Source organism: Myxococcus sp. CA033 (assembly GCF_013336625.1).
GTDB classification, from domain to species: domain Bacteria; phylum Myxococcota; class Myxococcia; order Myxococcales; family Myxococcaceae; genus Myxococcus; species Myxococcus llanfairpwllgwyngyllgogerychwyrndrobwllllantysiliogogogochensis.
The window spans coordinates 136,912-154,849 of sequence record NZ_JABUMU010000012.1; the positions used below are offsets into that span (position 1 = coordinate 136,912).

Here is a 17,938-nt window from a genome sequence, read left to right on the forward strand (position 1 = left end):
GAAGTACGCCCCGCCGGTGGACCTTGGCGGGGCGTGACGTCTGTCTATGAGTGCGGCGTCAATGGCTGACGGCTAGGGGTAACCCCAGCAGGCGCCATTGTGGCCGTTGTAGCCAATGGACCTGCAGAAGGCGAACGCCGCCGAGGCGCAGTTGCCGTAGCCGACCGTGGAGACATGCCCAACCACGTACCAGTAGTTGATGGTGTCGTTGCATTCCGCGAAGCAGTAGTTGTTGCCGTCATAGCCACTACACGCGGCGAACGCGCTGACGTTGTTGCCGTCCTCCGACGTCGTGTCGGGCGACACCTGCTCCTGGGCGGGCGGCGTGACGGGCTCCGTCGTGCCTCCCTCGTCCAACTCCATACCACCACAAGCCGTAGCGACCACTGCGAACACCGTCAGGAGGGAAAGCCTTACGAGATGCATGGTGCGTCCTGTCTGACTTCGAGGGTCCGGCGGAATGGCAAGCATCCGTCGGGGCGCCTGGGATGGGCGCGCGCTATTGATATGTGAAAGTCCATGGGATGGAAGTGCGAAGCCCGCAATGACTCGCAAGGACTGATGCTTTATTCACAGACGCAACGCGGCAAAATCCGGATTTCGGTCAATTCCGGTTCGGGCCGCGTGCGCGTCCGCGGGCCCCCTAAGGGCAGCCCGCGTCACGCCGTGCGTCAATCGAGCGGGAACTCGCGCACTTCTTCCGCGAGCCGCTGGATTCGCGCGAGCCGCCGCGCGTAGCGGTCCGTGCCGTTGCGCGTGTCGAAGCGCGTGGCGATGTCCTTCGCCTGCTTGAGCATCCACGCGTGCAGCGCCTTCACTTCGTACCCGCCGTCGGCGCGGTGCTCCGGGAATGCCTTGGTCAGCCGCAGGCTCACCACGTCCCGGTCTCCCGTGGCCTTCACGCGCTCCAGGAGGAACGTCGCCGCCACGAGGAAGATGAAGCGGTCATTGAAGCTCCCGTGGTCCAGCGTCCACTCCAGGTGTTTCTCCAGCAGCGCCAGCCCGCGCGCCAGGTTCCCCGTCAGCGTGAGGAACTCGATGTGGTCGCCCACCGTGGCCAGGAAGTCGCGGTTCTTCGACGTCAGGCTGTAGCCCCGGCGATGCATCTCCGCGGCCCGCTCCAGCTCGCCCAGCTTGAACAGCGGATACAAGAGCGTGCCCAGCGTGAGGTGCGGAATCTCCGCGCACTTCACCCGCCCCTCCAGGATGGGCTTCGCCTTGCGCAGCGCCTGCTCCCACTCGCCCTTCTCGACGTGGTGGTCCAGTTCGTCATCCAGCTCGCACGCGCGGCAGTCCGTCAGGTGGTCCCTGGGCGTCGCGAGCCAGGAGGCCCACAACCGGTCCACCTCCGCCGCGTCGTCGCCCATGTCCCGCGCCGTCTGGTAGCGCAGCTTCAGCACCGAGCGCTTGCCGGCATCCACCTTGGTGAAGCACTGCTCGATGTCGTCCAGCGCGTCGGTAATCTGCTTGCGCGAGATGTGGGGGAACTCCTTGATGCGCCCCACCACCCACTTCTGCTTCCAGAGCAGGCCCTCCGGCTCGAAGCGCTCCGGGTCCTTCTTCTGCTGGCCCCGGCACCACGCGAAGGCCACCAGGGCCTTGTCCGGGTAGCCGCCGAAGGTCGCCGCGTCGATGAGGTCGTCGCGGAGCTGATAGCCCATGTCCACGTCGCCGTGGGAGTCGGCCATCCGCACCGCCTCTTCCAGCAGCTTCACCTTGCTCTCGCTCGACTTCTGCTTGCCTGCCCGGTCCCATAGCGCCTGGGCCTCCTCGCGCCAGTCGCCGGCCATCAGTGCAGCCCTCCCGAGCCCACGCCCCCGTCACCCTCTCCGCCGCCCGAGCCTCCCGTACCGAGCTGCGCGGAGATGAGCCCCAGCAACCCCTGGTTGAGCAGCGTCATCTCCTGCGCGTTCAGCGGGTGCTGACCCAGCAGCAACGCCTGCACGTAGAGCATCTCCACCGACAGCTTCATCATGTTCCGGTCCGTCACCGCCGCCAGCCGCCGCACCACCGGGTTGTGCAGGTTGAAGCACAGTTGCGCCGGCTCGCCGCCCGCCGCCGCCATGACCCCCTCCAGCACGCTCGCGTAGAGGTCGTCGGACTCGTCCCGCGCGCGCTCGGCGTCACGTCGGAAGGCGCCCTCCTCGTCCGCGCTGTAGAGCGTGGGCACCTCCGCCGGGAAGAACTTCTTCACCACCACGCCGCAGTGGAACGGGGCCAGCACCTGCTCGGCCGTGCGCAACAGCGGGAAGACCGCGTCGCGCTCGTCCATCGTCAGCTCCTCGAAGCTCTGCGGCAGGTCCGCCGCGGAGAAGGGCTCCACCTGCGCGCCCTCCACCACGTGCGGCAGCTTCTCCAGGAGTGCCGCGTCGTGCGTGTACGCCGCGTTGATGATGCACAGCCCCTGCGCCCCCGCCACGCGCGCCACCTGACGGAATCCGTCCAACGTCGCAGTGAAGCGCACCACCGGGTATGCGCGCCGGTACTCCGCCAGCGTCGTCACCCCCAGCGACGTCTCGAAGGGCAGCCAGCCAATCACCAGCCGGTAGAAGTCGTCGTCGTCCAGCGCCAGGGCCTTGATGCTCAGCCCGTGCAGGCCAATCAGCCGCTGCAGCGCGCGCGGGTCCTCGTGCGCCAGGTCCACCAGGTACTTGCGCAGCCCGTGGCCCAGGGCCTCGCGCGCCTGGGCGAGCGCGCCGTCCTCGTAGAAGGACTCGCGGCTGGCGGTGGGGCGCAGCGCGTTGGCGTTCACCACGCACTTCACAAAGAACGCCCACTCCGGCAGCAGGTTCTCCGCGCTCTCCGACAAGAGCATGTGCTTCAGGTACACGCGGTGCTTCTGCTTGGAGTTGAAGTGCGGAGAGGCCGGGAGCACGAAGGCCACCCCGTCCACGTCTCCCGCCTGCGAGCGCAGCGGGATGCAGTCGATGAAGTCCGTCTCGAAGACCTCGCGCCCGTACTCCAGCATCGCCTTGCGCCGCTCGCTCGCGCTCTCGTAGTCGCGGCGCCAGGGCGCGCCATCCAGGTCCAGCCGCTCCTGCTCCGCGCCCACGGTGAGCTGGATGGGGAAGGGCAGCAGGCCGCCGTAGTGCCGGCCGAGCTGGCGCAGCCGCTCCGGGGCGAACCACTCCACCATGTCCGCGCGAGCGACGAGGAACACCTGGGTGCCCGGCCGCTCCAGCGGGTGCTCGGATACCCGCACGGCGTACGTGCCGTCGTGCCGGCCGCGCCACTCCAGCGTGCGTCCATCCCCGCGCGCCGAGCGAGTCACCAGCAGCAGCTCGTCGCAGACCATGAAGCACGACAGGAGGCCGATGCCGAACTGGCCGATGAAGTCCTTGCGCCGGTCTTCCAGGGCCTCGCGCTTGGAGGACTCGCCGATGGTGGCCAGGAAGCGGTGGATTTCTTCTTCCGTCAGTCCGACGCCGTCGTCGCTGAAGACGAGGGTGGGAGGCCCGCCATCCTGTTTCTCCACCAGCTCGAGGCGGACGGTGCCTTGGTGTTCCGGTTCCAGGTGCTGCCGGGCGCGGATGGCGTCGGTGGCGTTCTGGAGCAGCTCTCGGAGGTAGACGCCCGGGGAGCTGTAGAGGTGGTGGGACAGGAGGTCGATGACCCCGCGGAGGCTGACTTGGAATCGGTGGTCCACGGCTGTCCCGACGTTAGCCCAGGGGACGGCCTGGGCGGGGAAGGAACCTCCTGCGGTTTTCGAGATTGCGGCGACCCGGCCGCCGAGGCATCTGTCGCCCCAGGGGCAGGCGATTCGCCCAGGCCCTTGAATGGCCGCCCGGACAGTGCCAAGCGGCGGCTCGGCCGGGGCGTGCCGTGAGGGCCCCCGGCGTCACGTCGTGATTTTTCGACCCGAGAGAGGACAACCATGCGGAACGAGCTCGTGGCAGTCGCGGTGGGTGCGCTGGTGACGTTCGCGGGGGTGGCCCATGCACAGGGCGCTCCGGCGCAGGGCACCCCGGCCCAGGGCGCGGCGGCGCCGAAGAAGGCGGAGGCGGTGAAGGCTCCGGCCGTGGCGAAGGGCAAGACGGAGGTGACGTGGTGGGGCCACGCGGCGTTCGTCATCCGCACCCCGGGGGGCGCGGTGATTGCCATCGACCCGTGGCTCACCAACCCCAAGGCGCCCAAGGACACCGCGCAGCCGGAGGCGCTCGACGCCATCCTCGTCAGCCACGGCCATTTCGACCACGTGGGCGAGACGAAGGCGCTGGCGCAGAAGACGGGCGCGAAGGTGTTCGGCTCGTTCGAGCTGGTGAACCTGCTGGGCCTGCCCGAAGCGCAGTCGGTGGGCGCCAACGCGGGCGGGACGTTCCAGGTGAAGGACGCCACCATCCACCTGGTGCAGGCGGTGCACTCCAGCAGCTACCAGTCGGACCCCAAGGGCCCGTCGCACTACGCGGGCGCGCCGCTGGGGTACGTGATTCAAATCGAGAAGGGTCCCACCCTGTACCACGCGGGTGACACCGGTCCCTTCGAGGGCATGTCCCTCATCGCCACCCAGTTCAAGCCCACCGTGGCGATGCTGCCCATCGGCGGGCACTTCACCATGGGCCCCGCGGAGGCGGCGCAGGCGGCGCGGCTGTTGAAGGCGCAGACGATTGTCCCCATGCACTACGGCACCTTCCCGCTGCTCCAGGGCAACCCGGACGCGCTCAAGGGTGAGCTGAAGAAGCTGCGCGGCGCGGCGAAGGTGATGGACCTGGAGCCCGGGAAGTCCACCGCGCTGTAGGCCGGGCTTTTCGTCCGGGGCGGCACTCTTCCGGGACCGTAGAAGTCCCGGTTCTGAGGCCGCTGACTCCGGGCGGTCAATCCCCCGAAGGGTGGGTGGAATCCCGGGGGCGGGTGGGTTACATCCGCCGGACCGTCACGAGGCGGGTCCGGGGGTGTTCCGGTGTTGGATTTCAGCAAGGCGGGGTGGCTCACTCCGCTCCTCAATGAAGCGGTCGCCGCTCACATGGGCACGCCCGCTTCGGAGGAGACCGCCTTGCATCTGGGCTCGGGACGCGCCCGTGCCCGGGCGTACCTGCGGCGCACCCTTCGCGCCAGTGGGCTCTTGTACGGCACTCCGGCGGACCCTCCCGAGTCCCTGGAGGCGGGTCCGGACACGGAGCTGCATGCGCGGGCGCTGGAGGATCAGCTCTTCCACGCGGTGGTGCGGACCCTGGCGACGCTGGCGCTGGAGCTGGCGCGGCACGTGGGCGCGCCGGCCGGGCCTCGCGGCGAGCAGTTGCTGGTCCTCTTCGCGGTGTTGTCCGGCGAGCTGGAGCTGGCGTCGACGCTGGCCGAGCAGCTCGCGGTGGGCAAGCCGGTGACGAAGCGGCAGGTGGCGAAGGTGGAGGTGGCGCTGCGCAAGCGCGAGCCCACGCTGGCCGGAGACCCGGTGTACGGGCTGGTGCTGCACAACGGCGCGCAGTACGCGGACGCGCAGTTGTTCTGCCGGCAGGCCATCGACTACTTCGCGAGCGGGCGGTTGTTGAAGGAGCAGGTGCGGCGGCGCTCCGACTTCGCGGCGAAGCAGAAGGCGCTGCTGGTGGACGTGCTGACGGGGCTGGCGTGTGTGGACCGGCAGCCGGGCACACCCGCTCGGCGGGCCATCCTCAAGCAGGTGGAGGATTTGAAGCTGCCGGCGGCGATGGCCTCCGAGCTGAAGGCGGCGGTGAAGCAGTCCTTCGAGCGACGGCGCTCCGTGCGGGACGTGGTGCGCCAGGTGCGCAGCGTGGACATGCGGCACTTCCTGCTGGAGCAGACGCTGTTGGCGGCGCTGGTGGATGGCCGGCGCACGCGGCGCGAGCGGGCCTTCATCGACGAACTGGCGGACGCGCTGCACGTGCCGAAAGAGGAGCTGCGGCGGCTGGAGCTGGAGATGGCGGAGTTCTATGCGCGCCACCGCTCCATCGTCGATGTGTTCACCGTGAGGGACGCGGCGAGCGCCATGGGCGACGACATGGTCGCCGGCATGCAGGAGACGCTGGAGAAGAACTTCTACCGGCTGATGCAGGAGGTCCGCGAGACGGGCGACCTGGCGGTGCTGGTGGCGAAGCTGGCGCGGCGGCAGAAGCTCACGGAGGACGAGCGGCACCGCATGCGCGCGCAGCTCATCGACGTGGCCAAGGCCATTCCCGCGCTCGCCATCTTCGCTGCGCCCGGAGGCTTCCTGCTCCTGGCCGCGCTGGCCAAGTTGTTGCCGTTCAGCCTGCTGCCCAGCTCGTTCCAGGATGAGGCGCCCGCGCCCTTCCCGGACGACGCGGAGGACTACGGGCCGGAGCGCGAGGCCGGGTAGGGACAGCGCCAGGGCGCGAGGTGGCGACGCCCTGGCTGCGGACTCCGTGTTCAACGGTTCGGAGGGCCCGGCCCGCTACAGGTCGATGGTGCAGATGCACATCCCGTTGAAGCAGGTGCCGGTGGCTCCCGACAGGCTGCATTGGTGCTGGCACAAGCTCCTGCTGCAGATGCCCGGGAGGGTCGGTCCCGCGGATTCAGTCGGCAACGGGTTTGCTCCCACGCTGAAGCCTCCGCCCAGTCCCACCATCAGTGCCGCGCTCATCATGATTCGACGCATGTTTCCTCCCATGCGCGGAGGGTTCCGCGCGGGAGGGCTACCCGGTTGACCGGGGGCTCATTTCCGGCCGGATACAGGCGGTCCGGGATGTTTGTCTTTTCGATGCCATCCGAGCCGCTCGGGAATGGTTGTCGCGAGACCTCGGGGAACGGCCGTTCACCTTGTCGGGGCCTGGGACACGTCGAGCGCCCGCCCGCCGGGCTGCCCTGTTTCTTCGAGAGAGGGTGCTGCCAGAAGCGCGGACGGGTCCCAGCTTTACCGGGCGGACCCGGGCCCATGCGGTGGCCTGCTTTTCGTGGGAGGCGTGTCGATGCGCGTACACCAGCGTGACGTGGAGGTGGGCGTGGGCGGCCGCCTGCTCTCGGGGCGGCTCGTCGTTCCCGAGCGGGCGGGCGGGCTCGTCATCCTCGCGGGGGATGCGGACTCGGCGCGAGCCGACGCGAGCGGTGGCGGCGGTGCGCTCCATGGTGTCCTGCATGCGGCGGGGCTCGCCACGCTGTGGCTGGAGTTGCGCACCGCGGACGAGGAGATGGCCGAGGACTGGACGCTGCGACAGGGCTCCCACGTGGAGCTCATCGCGCACCGGTTGGAGGTGGCTCGCGACTGGCTCCAGCGTGACGAGAGCCTCTCGTTGCTTCCGGTAGGCTACCTCGGCACGGGTCTGGGGTCGGCCGCCGTGCTCGTGGCCGCCGCGCATCAGCCCGGAGGCGTGCAGGCCGTGGTGACGTTGGGCGGCCGACCCGACAAGGCCGGCGCGCTCCTCGCGGACGTGCGGGTGCCCACGTTGCTTATCGGCGCGGGCGACGACGCGGACCGGGTGTCGCTGGTCCGGGGTGTGTTCGACAGGCTTCCTCCGAAGACACGCAAGGCGCTCCAGTTGCTCGACGGCGCCTCGCGAGGTTTTCCCGAGCCAGTCCCGCTCGCCTCGGCTGGGCGAATGGCCACGGCCTGGTTCTCCGACTGCTTCCGCGCCGCGGCGGGCCCCGGAGTCCTGGAGTGGACGGGCGAACAGGACGGAGCCGTGTGACGACGGGGACCTTCTTCGCTCCATGAACTCGCTCAGGCGTCACGTCGAGTCGTTCGTCCGACTGGAGCCCGCGCGTCCCGCGTTGGGAGCGGGCCTTCGCGCCGCGCTCGCCGTCGGTGTGCCCATGGTGGTCGCCGCGACGCAGCACCTGCCCGCCGCGACCTGGGTGGGCATGGCGGGCCTCTTCGTCACGCTCGTGGACCGGGGTGGCCCCTATCGCGACAGGGCCGTCACCATGGGGGCCATGACGTTGTTGGGCGCGGTGATGGGACTCGTCTCCGCCTGGCCACTGCCGTCATGGGCCGCCGTGTTGTTCACCTTCGCCTGGGTGACGGCGTGCGGTTTCGCGCGCTCGTATGGAGACACCCCTGGGTTGATGGGCGTGGTGCTCGCCAACTACACGGTGGTGTCGCTGGCTCTGCCGGCACATGACTTCGCCGCCGCGCTGTCCCGCTCCGGATTGTTCATCCTGGGGGGCCTGTGGGCGATGATGCTGGCGCTGGTGCTGTGGCCGCTGCGGCCCTATCGCCCCGCGCGCTTCGCCATCGCTCGCTGTTATCGCGACCTGGCGGACCGCGCGGAGGCGGTCGGAAAGTGGCCGCTCGAGGGGCCCACCGCGCCGCCCAATCTGGTGGAGGTCGTCGACTGGGAGTCGCGCGTGCGCCAGTCGCTGGAGGAGGCCCGCGGCGTGCTGGCGTCCACCCGTCGCGAGCGAGCAGGGGAGAGCGACCGGGGTGAACACCTGCTGGTGCTGCTGGAAGGCGCGGACGCGGTGCTCACGTTGCTGGTGGCGCTGCCAGAGACGCTGGAGGTGGCGCCTCGCGAGTCGCGCTACCACGCCCTGCGCGCGGAGGTGCAGCGCGCGCTCTCGGAGCACTCGAGGGACTTGCGGCACATCGCTCGCGCCCTGGAACAGGAGAAGGGGGAGTCGGAGCCCTCGACGTGGAATGCCGAGCGCGTGCGGCGCGCCCTGGCGGCGCAGGTGGCAGAGGGCGGTCTGTCCGACTCGGCTCGCGCGGCGTACTCGCATGCGGAGGCGTTGCTGGTCCGGTTGCGGGAGTACACGGAGGCCCTGCTGGAGGTGGCCAACCACCTGGAGGACGGCCGCCCCGTCGAGTCGGACCTGCCCATGGGGCCTCATCCCGCCTCGCTGAAGGGCCGTCCCTTGTTGGAGCCGTTGCGGGACAATCTGGGCACGGACTCCGTCATCTTCCGCCATGCGCTGAGGCTGGGCGTCACAGCCGCGCTCGCCACCGCGCTCGTGCGGGGGCTGGGGTTGGACCATGGCTATTGGGTCATCATCACCGTCATCGTCGTGCTCCAGCCCTATTCGGGGATGACGTTCCAGCGCGGGTTGCAGCGCGCTGCGGGGACGTTGTTGGGTGGGGCGCTGGCGGCGGGGCTCGTCGCGCTGGTCAGGGACCCGGCCGTGCTGCTGGGGGCCATCATGGTGTTCTTCGCCGTGGCCATCGCCGTGAAGCCGATGAGTCTCTCCTTCTTCCAGGTGTTGCTCGCCCCCGCGCTGGTGCTGTTGGCCGAAATCCAGACGGGCGACTGGGAGTTGGCGGGGGTGCGCATCGCCAACACGATGATTGGTGGTGCCATCGCGCTCGTGGGCGCGCGGCTGTTATGGCCCAGTCCGGAGCATGTTCGCTTCCCGGAGCAGGTGGCGAACGCACTGCGCGCCGACCGCGAGTATCTGTTGAGCGTGGCCTCCGCGCGCTCGGACGCGGAGCCGGAGGTGCGCGAGGCACGGCGCAAGCTGGGCTTGCAATTGCTGTCCGCCGAGGCGTCGTTCCAGCGGCTGCTCACCGAGTACCGGGGCTCATCGAGGCAGTTGGAGCCGGCGATGGCCCTGCTCGCGTATGCGCGCCGCTTCGGCGCCGCCGTGACGGCGCTGGCCGCGAGCCGCCAGTGGCACGCGAAGCAGGACTTGTCCCCCGTGGCGAGCTACGCGGGGAACGTGTTGGAGGACCTGGCGCTCGCGGTGGAGCACCGCCGCACGCCGTCCCCGTTGCCTCGGACCGCGTCGACGCACGAGAGCACGGATGTGCTGTCTCGCACCCAGATGGACCGACTGGTGCGCCAGCTCACCGTGCTCCACCACGCCACGGTGCGCGCGGCGCCCCAGTTGTCTCCGTAGCGCGGCGCCTGTTGCGGGGAGCGCCGCTTGGTGATGCGTGGCGTCGAGTGTGCTCCGTCGAGCGACGCCTCATCGCGGAGAGCGCCGCTCGATGGCCCTGCTCATGACCTCTCAGGTGCGCTCGATGCGCATCAGCAGGCGACGGAGGTCCTCGTTGACGCTGGCGAGCTGCGTGACGCCTTGCTCCTCCTGGAGCTGTTTGCGCAGGTCCGGCAGCGTGGTGTCACGCACCTTCTTCGCCGCGTCCTTCGAGCCGTCCAGCAGCCACCCCGTCGCGAGGATGAAGGCCAGCCGCACCTCCGTGTCGCGCTCTCCCAGCTTCGCGGCGAGCGCGGGCACGTGCTCGCCCGAGCCCGTGCGGCCCACTTCCAGCGCGGCCCGCTCCAGCATCGGCTTGCTCGCCTTGTCCATGCGCTGCACCCAGCAGCCCGCGTTGCCCGAACAGGCCTGCCCCGCCTCCAGCAGCGCCGCGTGCCCCGTCACGATGTCCGCGCGCTTCTTGCCCAGCGCCGCCGCGTCGTCGCAGCCTTCCTCGCCCGTCGCCTTGCAGTCGGCCGCGGTGCGCGCCGGCTCCGCCGCGGCGATCTTCTGGAGCAGCGGCAGTTCGCGCGCATCGCCGAGCATGGCCAGGCCCTTCACCGCGATTTCACGCGAGTACCAGTCGCCGGTGCCCGCGGCCTTCTCCAGCGCGGGCAGCGCGTCGCGTCCGCCCAGGCGCACCAGCGCGCGCACGTACGCGTCACGCACCGTCGGGTCCGTCTCCAGCACCAGCGTGGACAGCGGCTTCACCGCCTCCGGCGCCCGCAGCCGGCCCAGCGCATCCGCCGCCTGCATCCGCACCAGCGACTGAATCTGCACGTCCGAGTGCGAGAACGTCAGCAGCTTGAGCAGCGGCTCCACCGCGCGCTTCTCGCGCAAGTCGCCCAGCACCGTCGCCGCCTTCATGGGATAGCTGGCCGGGTTGACGCCGTTCGTCTTCGCCCAGGCGAGCAGCTCCGAGTCACGCCCCTCCAGCGCAGGCAGCAGCGCGTCCGCCGCGGGCTGGCCCAGTTGGTACAGCGCGAAGCTGCTCTCCACGTAGAAGGACTTGCCCTTGCGCTCCTTCGTCAGCATCCGGATGAGCGCGGGCGCCGCGCGGCCGTCGCCGATGTGGCCCAGCGCCTCGATGGCCTTCTTGTTGAGGAAGGGCTCCACGCCCTCGTCCGTGGCCAGGACGATGAGCGGCTCCACCGCCTCCTTCGCCTTCATCGTCCCCAGCACCTGGATGGCTTCGATGCGCGCATAGGTGTCCTTCGCGCGCAGCAGCGGCACCAGCGCGGGCACCGCGCGCACGTCACCGATGGCACCCAGCGCCGTCACCATCGCCTTGTTGGCCAATTGCGCGGACATGTCTCCCGCCGCCGGGTCGATGGCCGCCGACAGCGGCTCCACCGACGAGGCGTGATGCACGTCGCCAATCGCCCGGGCCAGCGCCGCCTTCACCTCCGGCTTGCGCTCCTGCGACAGCGCTTCGTGCAGCATGGGCAGGAAGGTTTCAGTGACCTTCGTCTTCGAACGCATCGCCTCGATGAGGCGTACCCGATCTTCAGCGCGCCGCGTTTGCTGCAGCGTCCCTTCCCAGTACTCGGGCGTGTTGGGGTCCGATTTGCACCCTGTGAGACAGAGGATTGCTGCGGCAACACACCACGCTGCGATGGGGCGGCTCATGCAGGCTCCTGGACGTCTGCGGGGTTGTCCTGTCCGCCGTCGTAAACCTCCTGTCACGAAGGAAGCAAATCAGCCGCGGCACCTGGGGTACGCTGGTCAACGACATGTCCGACGACATTCACAACGCGTCGCGCCCGGGCTACACCCGCCGGACGTACCTGCTCGACCGGGAGTTCCAGCTCAAGTACATCCTTCTACTGGCCGGCATGGGCGCGGGCAGCCTGGGGGTGTTCGGAGCGCTGGCCTACCGGCTCCACGTGTCCTCCGTGAGCGCGGGAGTGGACGGCGGGCCGTCGCTTCTATGGCTCACCGCGTTGGGCTCCGCGGGGCTCGGCGTGCTGCTGGGCCTGTTCGGTCTGCTGTTCACCCACCGGGTCGCCGGCCCCGTGCATGTGATGAGTCTCTATGTCGCGGCCCTGGCCGCCGGGCGCTACCCCCGGCTGCGCCCGCTGCGGAAGAAGGATGAGCTGAAGCGCTTCTTCGACCGGTTCAGCGAGGCGGTGGACCGCATCCGCCAGCGCGAGGCCGACGAGGCGCATGCCCTGGAGGTGGCGCTGGCCGCGCTCAAGCCCGTGGCCACCACCCCCGAGGCCCGCGAGGCGCTGGAGACGCTGAACCAGCTGCACACGCGCAAACGTCAAGCAGTGGACAATCCCACCGGGGGCACCTTCAAGTCCGTGGCTTGAAGCGTCGCCGCAGGAGAACCGCAACACCATGAGCCGACCCCGCATCATCTTCATGGGCACGCCCGACTTCGCCGTGTCCTCGCTCGAAGCCTGCTTCGACCTGGGCGAAGTCGTCGCTGTCGTCACCCAGCCGGACAAGCCCAAGGGCCGGGGCAACACGCTGACGGCGCCGCCCGTGAAGGAGCTGGCGCTGGCGCGAGGTGTGCCCGTGTTCCAGCCCGTCAAGCTGCGCACGCCCCCGTTCGCCGAGGAGCTGCGCCGCTTCGAGGCCGACGTGTGCGTGGTGACGGCCTACGGTCGCATCCTCCCGAAGGACATCCTCGACCTGCCCAGGATGGGCTGCGTCAACGTGCACGGCTCGCTGCTGCCGCGCTTCCGGGGCGCCGCGCCGATTCAGTGGTCGATTGCCTACGGCGACACCGAGACGGGCGTCACGCTGATGGTGATGGACGAGGGCCTGGACACCGGCCCCATGCTCGCGCTGAAGCGGCTGCCCATTGGCCCGGAGGACACGAGCGCGACCATGTACCCGAAGCTCGCGGCGCTCGGGGGAGCGCTGCTGCGCGAGTCGCTGCCGGCGTACCTGAGCGGTGAGCTGAAGCCCGTGCCCCAGCCCTCGGAGGGCATGGTGCTGGCGCCCATCATCGAGAAGGACGAGGGGAAGCTGGACTTCAACCGTCCCGCCATCGCGCTGGAGCGGCGGTTGCGCGCCTTCACGCCGTGGCCGGGGGCGTTCACCACGCTGGGCGGCAAGCTGGTGAAGATTCACCGCGTGCGCGTGGCGGAGGGGCAGGGCGCGCCGGGCACGGTGCTGGCGGCGGGGCCGGAGGGGCTGGAGGTGGCGTGCGGCGAGGGCTCGCTCGTGCTGCTGGACATCCAGCCGGAGGGCAAGCGGGTGATGAAGGCGGCGGAGTTCCTCATGGGCCACAAGCTGGCCGTGGGCAGCCAGCCGTTCGGCACCTAGGGGATATGTCGCGGACGGGACGCGCTTTTTCGAGTACAGGCGGATGGGCATGAGACTGCTGGTGTTGCATGGGCCGAACCTGAACCTGCTGGGTGTGCGCGATGGCACGCGCGGGCTGTCGGACCTGGATACCGCGCTGCGCGCGCGGGCCAGGGAACTGGGACTGACGCTGAAAATCGTCCAGTCCAACCACGAGGGCGTGCTGCTGGACACGCTCGCCGCCGAGCGCGAGGCGGTGGAGGGCATCCTCATCAACCCCGCGAGCCTCTTCGGCTCGTACGCCCTCAAGGAAGGGCTGGAGGCGGTGGGCCTGCCCGCCATCGAGGTGCTGCTGCGTCCCCCCGCCCGCGAGTCCGTCGTCGGGGAGGCATGTGTCCTCCAGGTGCACGGCGCCGGCGGTGGCTTCGAGCCCTACCTGGAAGCGCTGGACACCTTCGCCAGCGGCGTCTTCACCCCTGGCAAGCCGGAGCCGAAGAAGTCCCTGGGCCGCAAGCAGGAGGGCGAAAGCCCGGCGGCGGCGAAGTCCGCCTCCTCCGGTGCAGGCAAGTCGATGGGCCGCAAGGGTGCCTCGGAGACGACGGGGGCCGCGCTCGTGCGAGTCCCCGCGAAGCCGCTGGCGCTTCCGTCGGGGCAGGGTGCTTCCGGTTCTGGCAAGTCGATTGGACGCAAGCCGTCCGCCGCGAAGTCCGACGTCGCGGAGTCCTCCAAATCCGGCAAGACGCTGGGCCGCGGGTCGAAGTCGGTGGCGTCGACGACGGACCTGCTCACGCGGGTGCTGGTGCGCCAGAAGATTTCGGACCGGCTCGCCGGAAAGCTCACCGCCTCCGAGCTGTCCACCTGGGCGCGCTCACGATACGAGGCCATCCAAGGCGGCTCGCCCGCCGAGCATGGCCAGAGGGACTTGCTGGAAGACAGTCTCCAGCGCCTCACGCTGTCCCACCTCCCCTCGACGAAGCTCTCGGATGAGCAGCTCGTGGACTTGATGACTCGGCTCGACGAAGGATGAATCCCCGCGCACTCGCCATCCTCGTGTTGGCGCGCGTCCGAGCAACGGACGCCTATCTCAATGTGGTGCTCGACACGATGTTGTCGGAGTCACCCCCCAAGGACCCGCGTGACGCGGGGCTCGCCACGGAGCTGGCGTATGGCACCACGCGCCGGCAGCTCGCGCTGGACTACGCCATCACCCGCTTCGCCGACCGCAAGCTGGAAGCCATGGAGGACCGCGTGCTGGCGGCCCTGCGCATTGGCGCGTACCAGATATTCCACACCCGCGTGCCCGCGCGCGCCGCCGTGGCGGAGACGGTGCAGGCCCTGAAGGAAGTGGGACTCACCCGCGCCGCGGGCTTCACCAACGCCATCCTCCGCAAGCTCGCGGAGCTGCCCGCGCCGCCGCTGCCCTCGCCCACGGACGTCGCCCACCACCTGTCGGTGCGTGAGAGTCATCCCCAGTGGCTGGTGGAGCGCTGGCTGCGCCAGTTCGGCCGTGAGCGCGCCGAGTCCATGCTGGTGGCGGACAACCAGTCCCCGCCGGTGGTGATTCGCGCCAACACGTCCAAGGTGACGCGCGACGCGCTGCTCACGCAGTTGCAGGAAGTGGGCGTCGAAGCGAAGGCCGCGACGATTTCACCCGTGGGCATCATCCTGCCGCCGGTGGGCCGCATCGAGGATGTGTACGGCTACTCGGAGGGGCTGTGGCAGGTGCAGGACGAGGCCGCCCAGCTCGTCGGCGTGTACGGCGCCATTCCCGACAACGCGCGCGTGCTCGACGTGTGCGCGGCGCCGGGCGGCAAGTCCTGCCACCAGGCGCAGTCGCACGACGTCGTCGCCGTGGACCTGCACGCCCACAAGCTGCGCAAGATTGAGTCGGAGGTGAAGCGCCTGGGCCTGACGTCGCGCCTGAAGGCCTACGCGCACGACGCCTCGGAGCCCTTCCCGGAAGCCTGGGGCGAGTTCCACGCGATGCTGGTGGATGCGCCGTGCTCGGGGCTGGGCACGCTGCGCAGACACCCGGAGCTGCGCTACCGCCGCAAGGAGGAGGACGTCTCGCGACTGGCGGCGCTCCAGCGGCGCATCCTGGAGAACTGCCAGGAGGCGGTGCCGGCCGGCGGACTGCTCGTCTACGCGGTGTGCACGCTGGAGCCGCAGGAGGGGCAGGACCAGGTGGAGATGTTCCTGCGCAGCCACCCGGAGTGGACGGCCGAGCCGCCCGTGCTGCCGGGCCTCAAGTTGCCGCTCACCCAGGCGTACTTGAGGACCCTGCCAGGTCCGGAGGGCTTCGACGGGTTCTTCGCCGCGCGCCTCCGGAAGATGTACTAGCGACTACGTGTCCTCGGCGACCGGCAGGTTGGCGGCGGCCTTGAACGCCTCCAACACCGCCGCCGAGGCGCGGTCCAGGTACTTGCCCTTGCGGATGAGCAGGCCGATGGGGCGCGACACGGGGCCTTCCGCGAAGGGCTTGGCCACCAGCGAGCCGCCCTTCACCTCGCCCTGCGCGGTGGACACGGGGAGGATGGCGACGCCCAGGCCCATCTCCACCGCCCGCTTGATGGTCTCCACGTTGTCCATCTCCATCACCGGGTTGATGTCGATGTTCTTCTCGCGGAAGAGCCTGTCCAACGCCTTGCGCGTGGGCGCCTCGCGGTCGAACGCGATGAAGGGCACGCCGGACAGCGCCGTGAGGCTCACCTTCTGCTTGGAGGCGAAGGGGTGGTTGGGGGCGCAGACGATGGCGAGCTTGTCGTCGCGGAACGGGAGGATGTCCACGCCCGCGCGCGGCTGCGGATAGGCGACGATGCCAATCTCCGCCGCGCCCAGAATCACGTCGTCGTAGACCTGGTCATTGCGCCGGTAGTTCAGGCGCATGTTCACCTTGGGGTGCGCCTTGAGCAGCTGCTTCTGCACGGCGTTCAGCTCGTGCAGGCCCACCGAGTAGATGGTGGACACGGTGCTGGTGCCGGCGACCTCCGTGGCCTGCTCGCGAATCTCCTGCTCCACCTCCGCGAAGCGCGCGAGGATTTCCTTGCACCCACGAAACAGCCGCTCGCCCGCGGGCGTCGGCGTCACCTGCCGGGCACTGCGCGACAGGAGCTTCTGCTCGTAGCGGTTCTCCAACGCGCGAATCTGCTGACTGACCGCCGACTGCGTCACGTGGTTGAGCTGGGCCGCTCGCGAAAAGGAACCCGTCTCCACCACGTCACAGAACATTTTCAGGGACTCGAGCTGCATGGGCCGCTCCCTACTCCCAAACCTAATGGCCAGGCCACTATTAATTAGTCAGCCTACGTCACGCCGCCAAATGCTCTAACCCCTCGGCCAGGCCGGTTGCCCGGCGGAGGACGGAAGAGGGCCTCGCGCCGAGTGGCCGTCCGAGGGCTTCAGGGCGCGTCGGGAGGGGTGGGCGGGCGCCGACGCAGCAGGACGAAGAGGGCGGCGGCCAGGGCCACCAGCGCGCCGCCAAAGCGGGTCTGGAAGCGGCCCATCTCATGGGCGGCCTGCTGGAGCAGCTCGCACTCGGGGCCGGACAGCTGGGTGCAGTCCAGGGTGCCGAAGACCCCCTTCACTCCGGCGGCGAGCAGCCCGAGTCCTCCCAGGAACATGCCGCCCGCGAGTCCCAGCGCGGCGGCGCGCGGGAGGGAGGGCTTCGGGGGCGGAGGTGGGGAGGAGGGCATGGTGGGTGGGTAGCTATAGCCGCGGGGGCAGGGCGGGCTCAACGGGGGCGGGCGGGGGCGCGTATGCTTCCGCGCATGCGAATCCTCTACGGTGTCGTCGGCGAAGGCATGGGCCATGCGACGCGCTCCCGGGTGCTGCTCGAGGCGCTCACGAAGGAGCACGAGGTCCACATCGTCGTCTCAGGCCGGGCCCAGGACTACCTGGCCAAGCGCTTCCAGAACGTGCACGGCATCTGGGGCCTGACGCTGGCGTACGAAGGCAACTCCGTGAAGAAGTGGCAGACGGTGTTGCAGAACCTGACGGGCGCGGTGAAGGGCTTCCCGCAGAACGTGCGCCAGTACTTCGAGCTGGTGGACGACTTCAAGCCGGACGTCGTCGTCAGCGACTTCGAGACGTTCAGCTACCTGTTCGCGAAGACGCACCGGTTGCCCGTCATCAGCGTGGACAACATGCAGGTCATCAACCGCTGCCAGCACGAGCCCGCGCTCCTGGCCGGATATGAGGACAGCTATGAGACGTCGCGCGCCATCGTGAAGGCGAAGCTGCCGGGCGCGTTCCACTACCTCGTCACGACGTTCTTCTATCCGCCCTTGCGCAAGCGGCGCACCACGCTGGCCCCGTCGATTCTGCGCCCGGAAATCATCGAGGCGAAGTCGGAGCCGGGGGAGCACCTGCTGGTGTACCAGACGTCCACGACGAACACGGCGCTGCCGGACATCCTCAAGGCCGCGGGCATCCCCTGCCGGGTGTACGGCCTGCGTCGGGATATCACCGAGGACCTGGTGGACGGCAACCTCACGTACCGGCCGTTCAGCGAGAAGGGCTTCATCGACGACTTGCGCACGTCACGCGGCGTGGTGGCCAGCGGCGGTTTCACGCTGATGAGCGAGGCCGTCTACTTGAAGAAGCCCATGCTCAGCATCCCGCTGGAGGGCCAGTTCGAGCAGATCATCAACGCCCTGTATCTGGAGAAGCTGGGGTACGGGATGTACGTGAAGGCGCTGACGGTGGACGCGCTCAAGGAGTTCCTCTCGCGGGTGCCGCGCTGCGAGGAGGCGCTCAAGGGCTACGAGCAGGAGGGCAACACGAAGATGATTGCCGCCCTGCGCGAGCAACTGGCCCTGGCGTACGAGCACCGGGGCCACTGGGCCATGGAGATGGCGCAGGACTGAGG

16 protein-coding genes are annotated in these 17,938 nt (G+C 69.4%); 9 read left to right on the top strand and 7 right to left on the bottom strand.

Annotated elements, in window-relative coordinates; translation table 11 throughout:
* Positions 1–72 precede the first annotated feature (72 nt).
* The 3 genes from HUA78_RS26040 to HUA78_RS26050 form a co-directional block, all read right to left on the bottom strand.
* Complete coding sequence (locus tag HUA78_RS26040) at positions 73–363, bottom strand: hypothetical protein (protein WP_141649472.1); 291 nt, start codon at positions 361–363, stop codon at positions 73–75.
* 308 nt (positions 364–671) lie between these two features.
* The gene (locus HUA78_RS26045; protein WP_174477383.1) at positions 672–1,790 is read right to left on the bottom strand and encodes a hypothetical protein; all 1,119 of its coding nucleotides are present in this window, start codon (positions 1,788–1,790) and stop codon (positions 672–674) included.
* Entirely contained in the window at positions 1,790–3,646 is a 1,857-nt protein-coding gene (locus HUA78_RS26050) for an HSP90 family protein (protein ID WP_174477384.1), read from the bottom strand. The genes HUA78_RS26045 and HUA78_RS26050 overlap by 1 nt, the downstream gene beginning before the upstream one ends.
* A 228-nt stretch (positions 3,647–3,874) precedes the next feature.
* Here HUA78_RS26050 and HUA78_RS26055 point away from each other — a divergent pair, with 228 nt between their 5' ends.
* Positions 3,875–4,735 (top strand): metal-dependent hydrolase, encoded by an 861-nt coding sequence (locus HUA78_RS26055; RefSeq protein ID WP_174454780.1) that lies wholly within the window; start codon positions 3,875–3,877, stop codon positions 4,733–4,735.
* Positions 4,736–4,960: 225 nt separating this feature from the next.
* Positions 4,961–6,286, top strand: coding sequence for a TerB family tellurite resistance protein (locus HUA78_RS26060; RefSeq protein WP_254623903.1), 1,326 nt, complete (start codon positions 4,961–4,963; stop codon positions 6,284–6,286).
* 75 nt (positions 6,287–6,361) lie between these two features.
* Here HUA78_RS26060 and HUA78_RS26065 read toward each other — a convergent pair whose 3' ends face one another.
* A complete protein-coding gene (locus tag HUA78_RS26065) occupies positions 6,362–6,565 on the bottom strand; it encodes a hypothetical protein (protein WP_141648459.1) in 204 nt (67 codons plus the stop codon).
* 310 nt (positions 6,566–6,875) lie between these two features.
* Here HUA78_RS26065 and HUA78_RS26070 point away from each other — a divergent pair, with 310 nt between their 5' ends.
* Positions 6,876–7,592: a hypothetical protein gene (locus tag HUA78_RS26070; RefSeq protein ID WP_174466754.1), complete on the top strand. Its 717-nt coding sequence runs from the start codon at positions 6,876–6,878 to the stop codon at positions 7,590–7,592.
* 22 nt (positions 7,593–7,614) lie between these two features.
* Positions 7,615–9,735, top strand: a complete 2,121-nt coding sequence (locus HUA78_RS26075; RefSeq protein WP_174477386.1) for an FUSC family protein — start codon at positions 7,615–7,617, stop codon at positions 9,733–9,735.
* A gap of 111 nt (positions 9,736–9,846) precedes the next feature.
* Here the strand turns inward: HUA78_RS26075 and HUA78_RS26080 are convergent, their stop codons facing one another.
* Positions 9,847–11,295, bottom strand: a complete 1,449-nt coding sequence (locus HUA78_RS26080; RefSeq protein ID WP_305794253.1) for a HEAT repeat domain-containing protein — start codon at positions 11,293–11,295, stop codon at positions 9,847–9,849.
* A 251-nt stretch (positions 11,296–11,546) separates the two neighbouring features.
* Between HUA78_RS26080 and HUA78_RS26085 the strand changes: the two genes are divergently transcribed.
* The 4 genes from HUA78_RS26085 to rsmB are packed head-to-tail and all read left to right on the top strand — an operon-like array spanning position 11,547 to position 15,411.
* On the top strand, positions 11,547–12,128 hold the full coding sequence (locus HUA78_RS26085; RefSeq protein WP_141648463.1) for a signal protein: 582 nt from the start codon (positions 11,547–11,549) through the stop codon (positions 12,126–12,128).
* Positions 12,129–12,156: 28 nt separating this feature from the next.
* Entirely contained in the window at positions 12,157–13,092 is a 936-nt protein-coding gene (gene fmt / locus HUA78_RS26090) for a methionyl-tRNA formyltransferase (RefSeq protein ID WP_174462916.1), read from the top strand.
* Between the two features lie 49 nt (positions 13,093–13,141).
* On the top strand, positions 13,142–14,098 hold the full coding sequence (locus HUA78_RS26095) for a type II 3-dehydroquinate dehydratase (RefSeq protein ID WP_174462992.1): 957 nt from the start codon (positions 13,142–13,144) through the stop codon (positions 14,096–14,098).
* Positions 14,095–15,411, top strand: a complete 1,317-nt coding sequence (gene rsmB, locus HUA78_RS26100) for a 16S rRNA (cytosine(967)-C(5))-methyltransferase RsmB (protein WP_141648465.1) — start codon at positions 14,095–14,097, stop codon at positions 15,409–15,411. The genes HUA78_RS26095 and rsmB overlap by 4 nt, the downstream gene beginning before the upstream one ends.
* Before the next feature lie 3 nt (positions 15,412–15,414).
* Here rsmB and HUA78_RS26105 read toward each other — a convergent pair whose 3' ends face one another.
* Both HUA78_RS26105 and HUA78_RS26110 read right to left on the bottom strand, forming a co-directional pair.
* Complete coding sequence (locus tag HUA78_RS26105; protein ID WP_141648466.1) at positions 15,415–16,320, bottom strand: LysR family transcriptional regulator; 906 nt, start codon at positions 16,318–16,320, stop codon at positions 15,415–15,417.
* 149 nt (positions 16,321–16,469) lie between these two features.
* Positions 16,470–16,763 (bottom strand): hypothetical protein, encoded by a 294-nt coding sequence (locus tag HUA78_RS26110; RefSeq protein WP_174454785.1) that lies wholly within the window; start codon positions 16,761–16,763, stop codon positions 16,470–16,472.
* A gap of 75 nt (positions 16,764–16,838) precedes the next feature.
* On the opposite strand from HUA78_RS26110, the gene HUA78_RS26115 reads away from it, so the two are divergent.
* On the top strand, positions 16,839–17,936 hold the full coding sequence (locus tag HUA78_RS26115; protein WP_254623904.1) for an MJ1255/VC2487 family glycosyltransferase: 1,098 nt from the start codon (positions 16,839–16,841) through the stop codon (positions 17,934–17,936).
* Positions 17,937–17,938 lie beyond the last annotated feature (2 nt).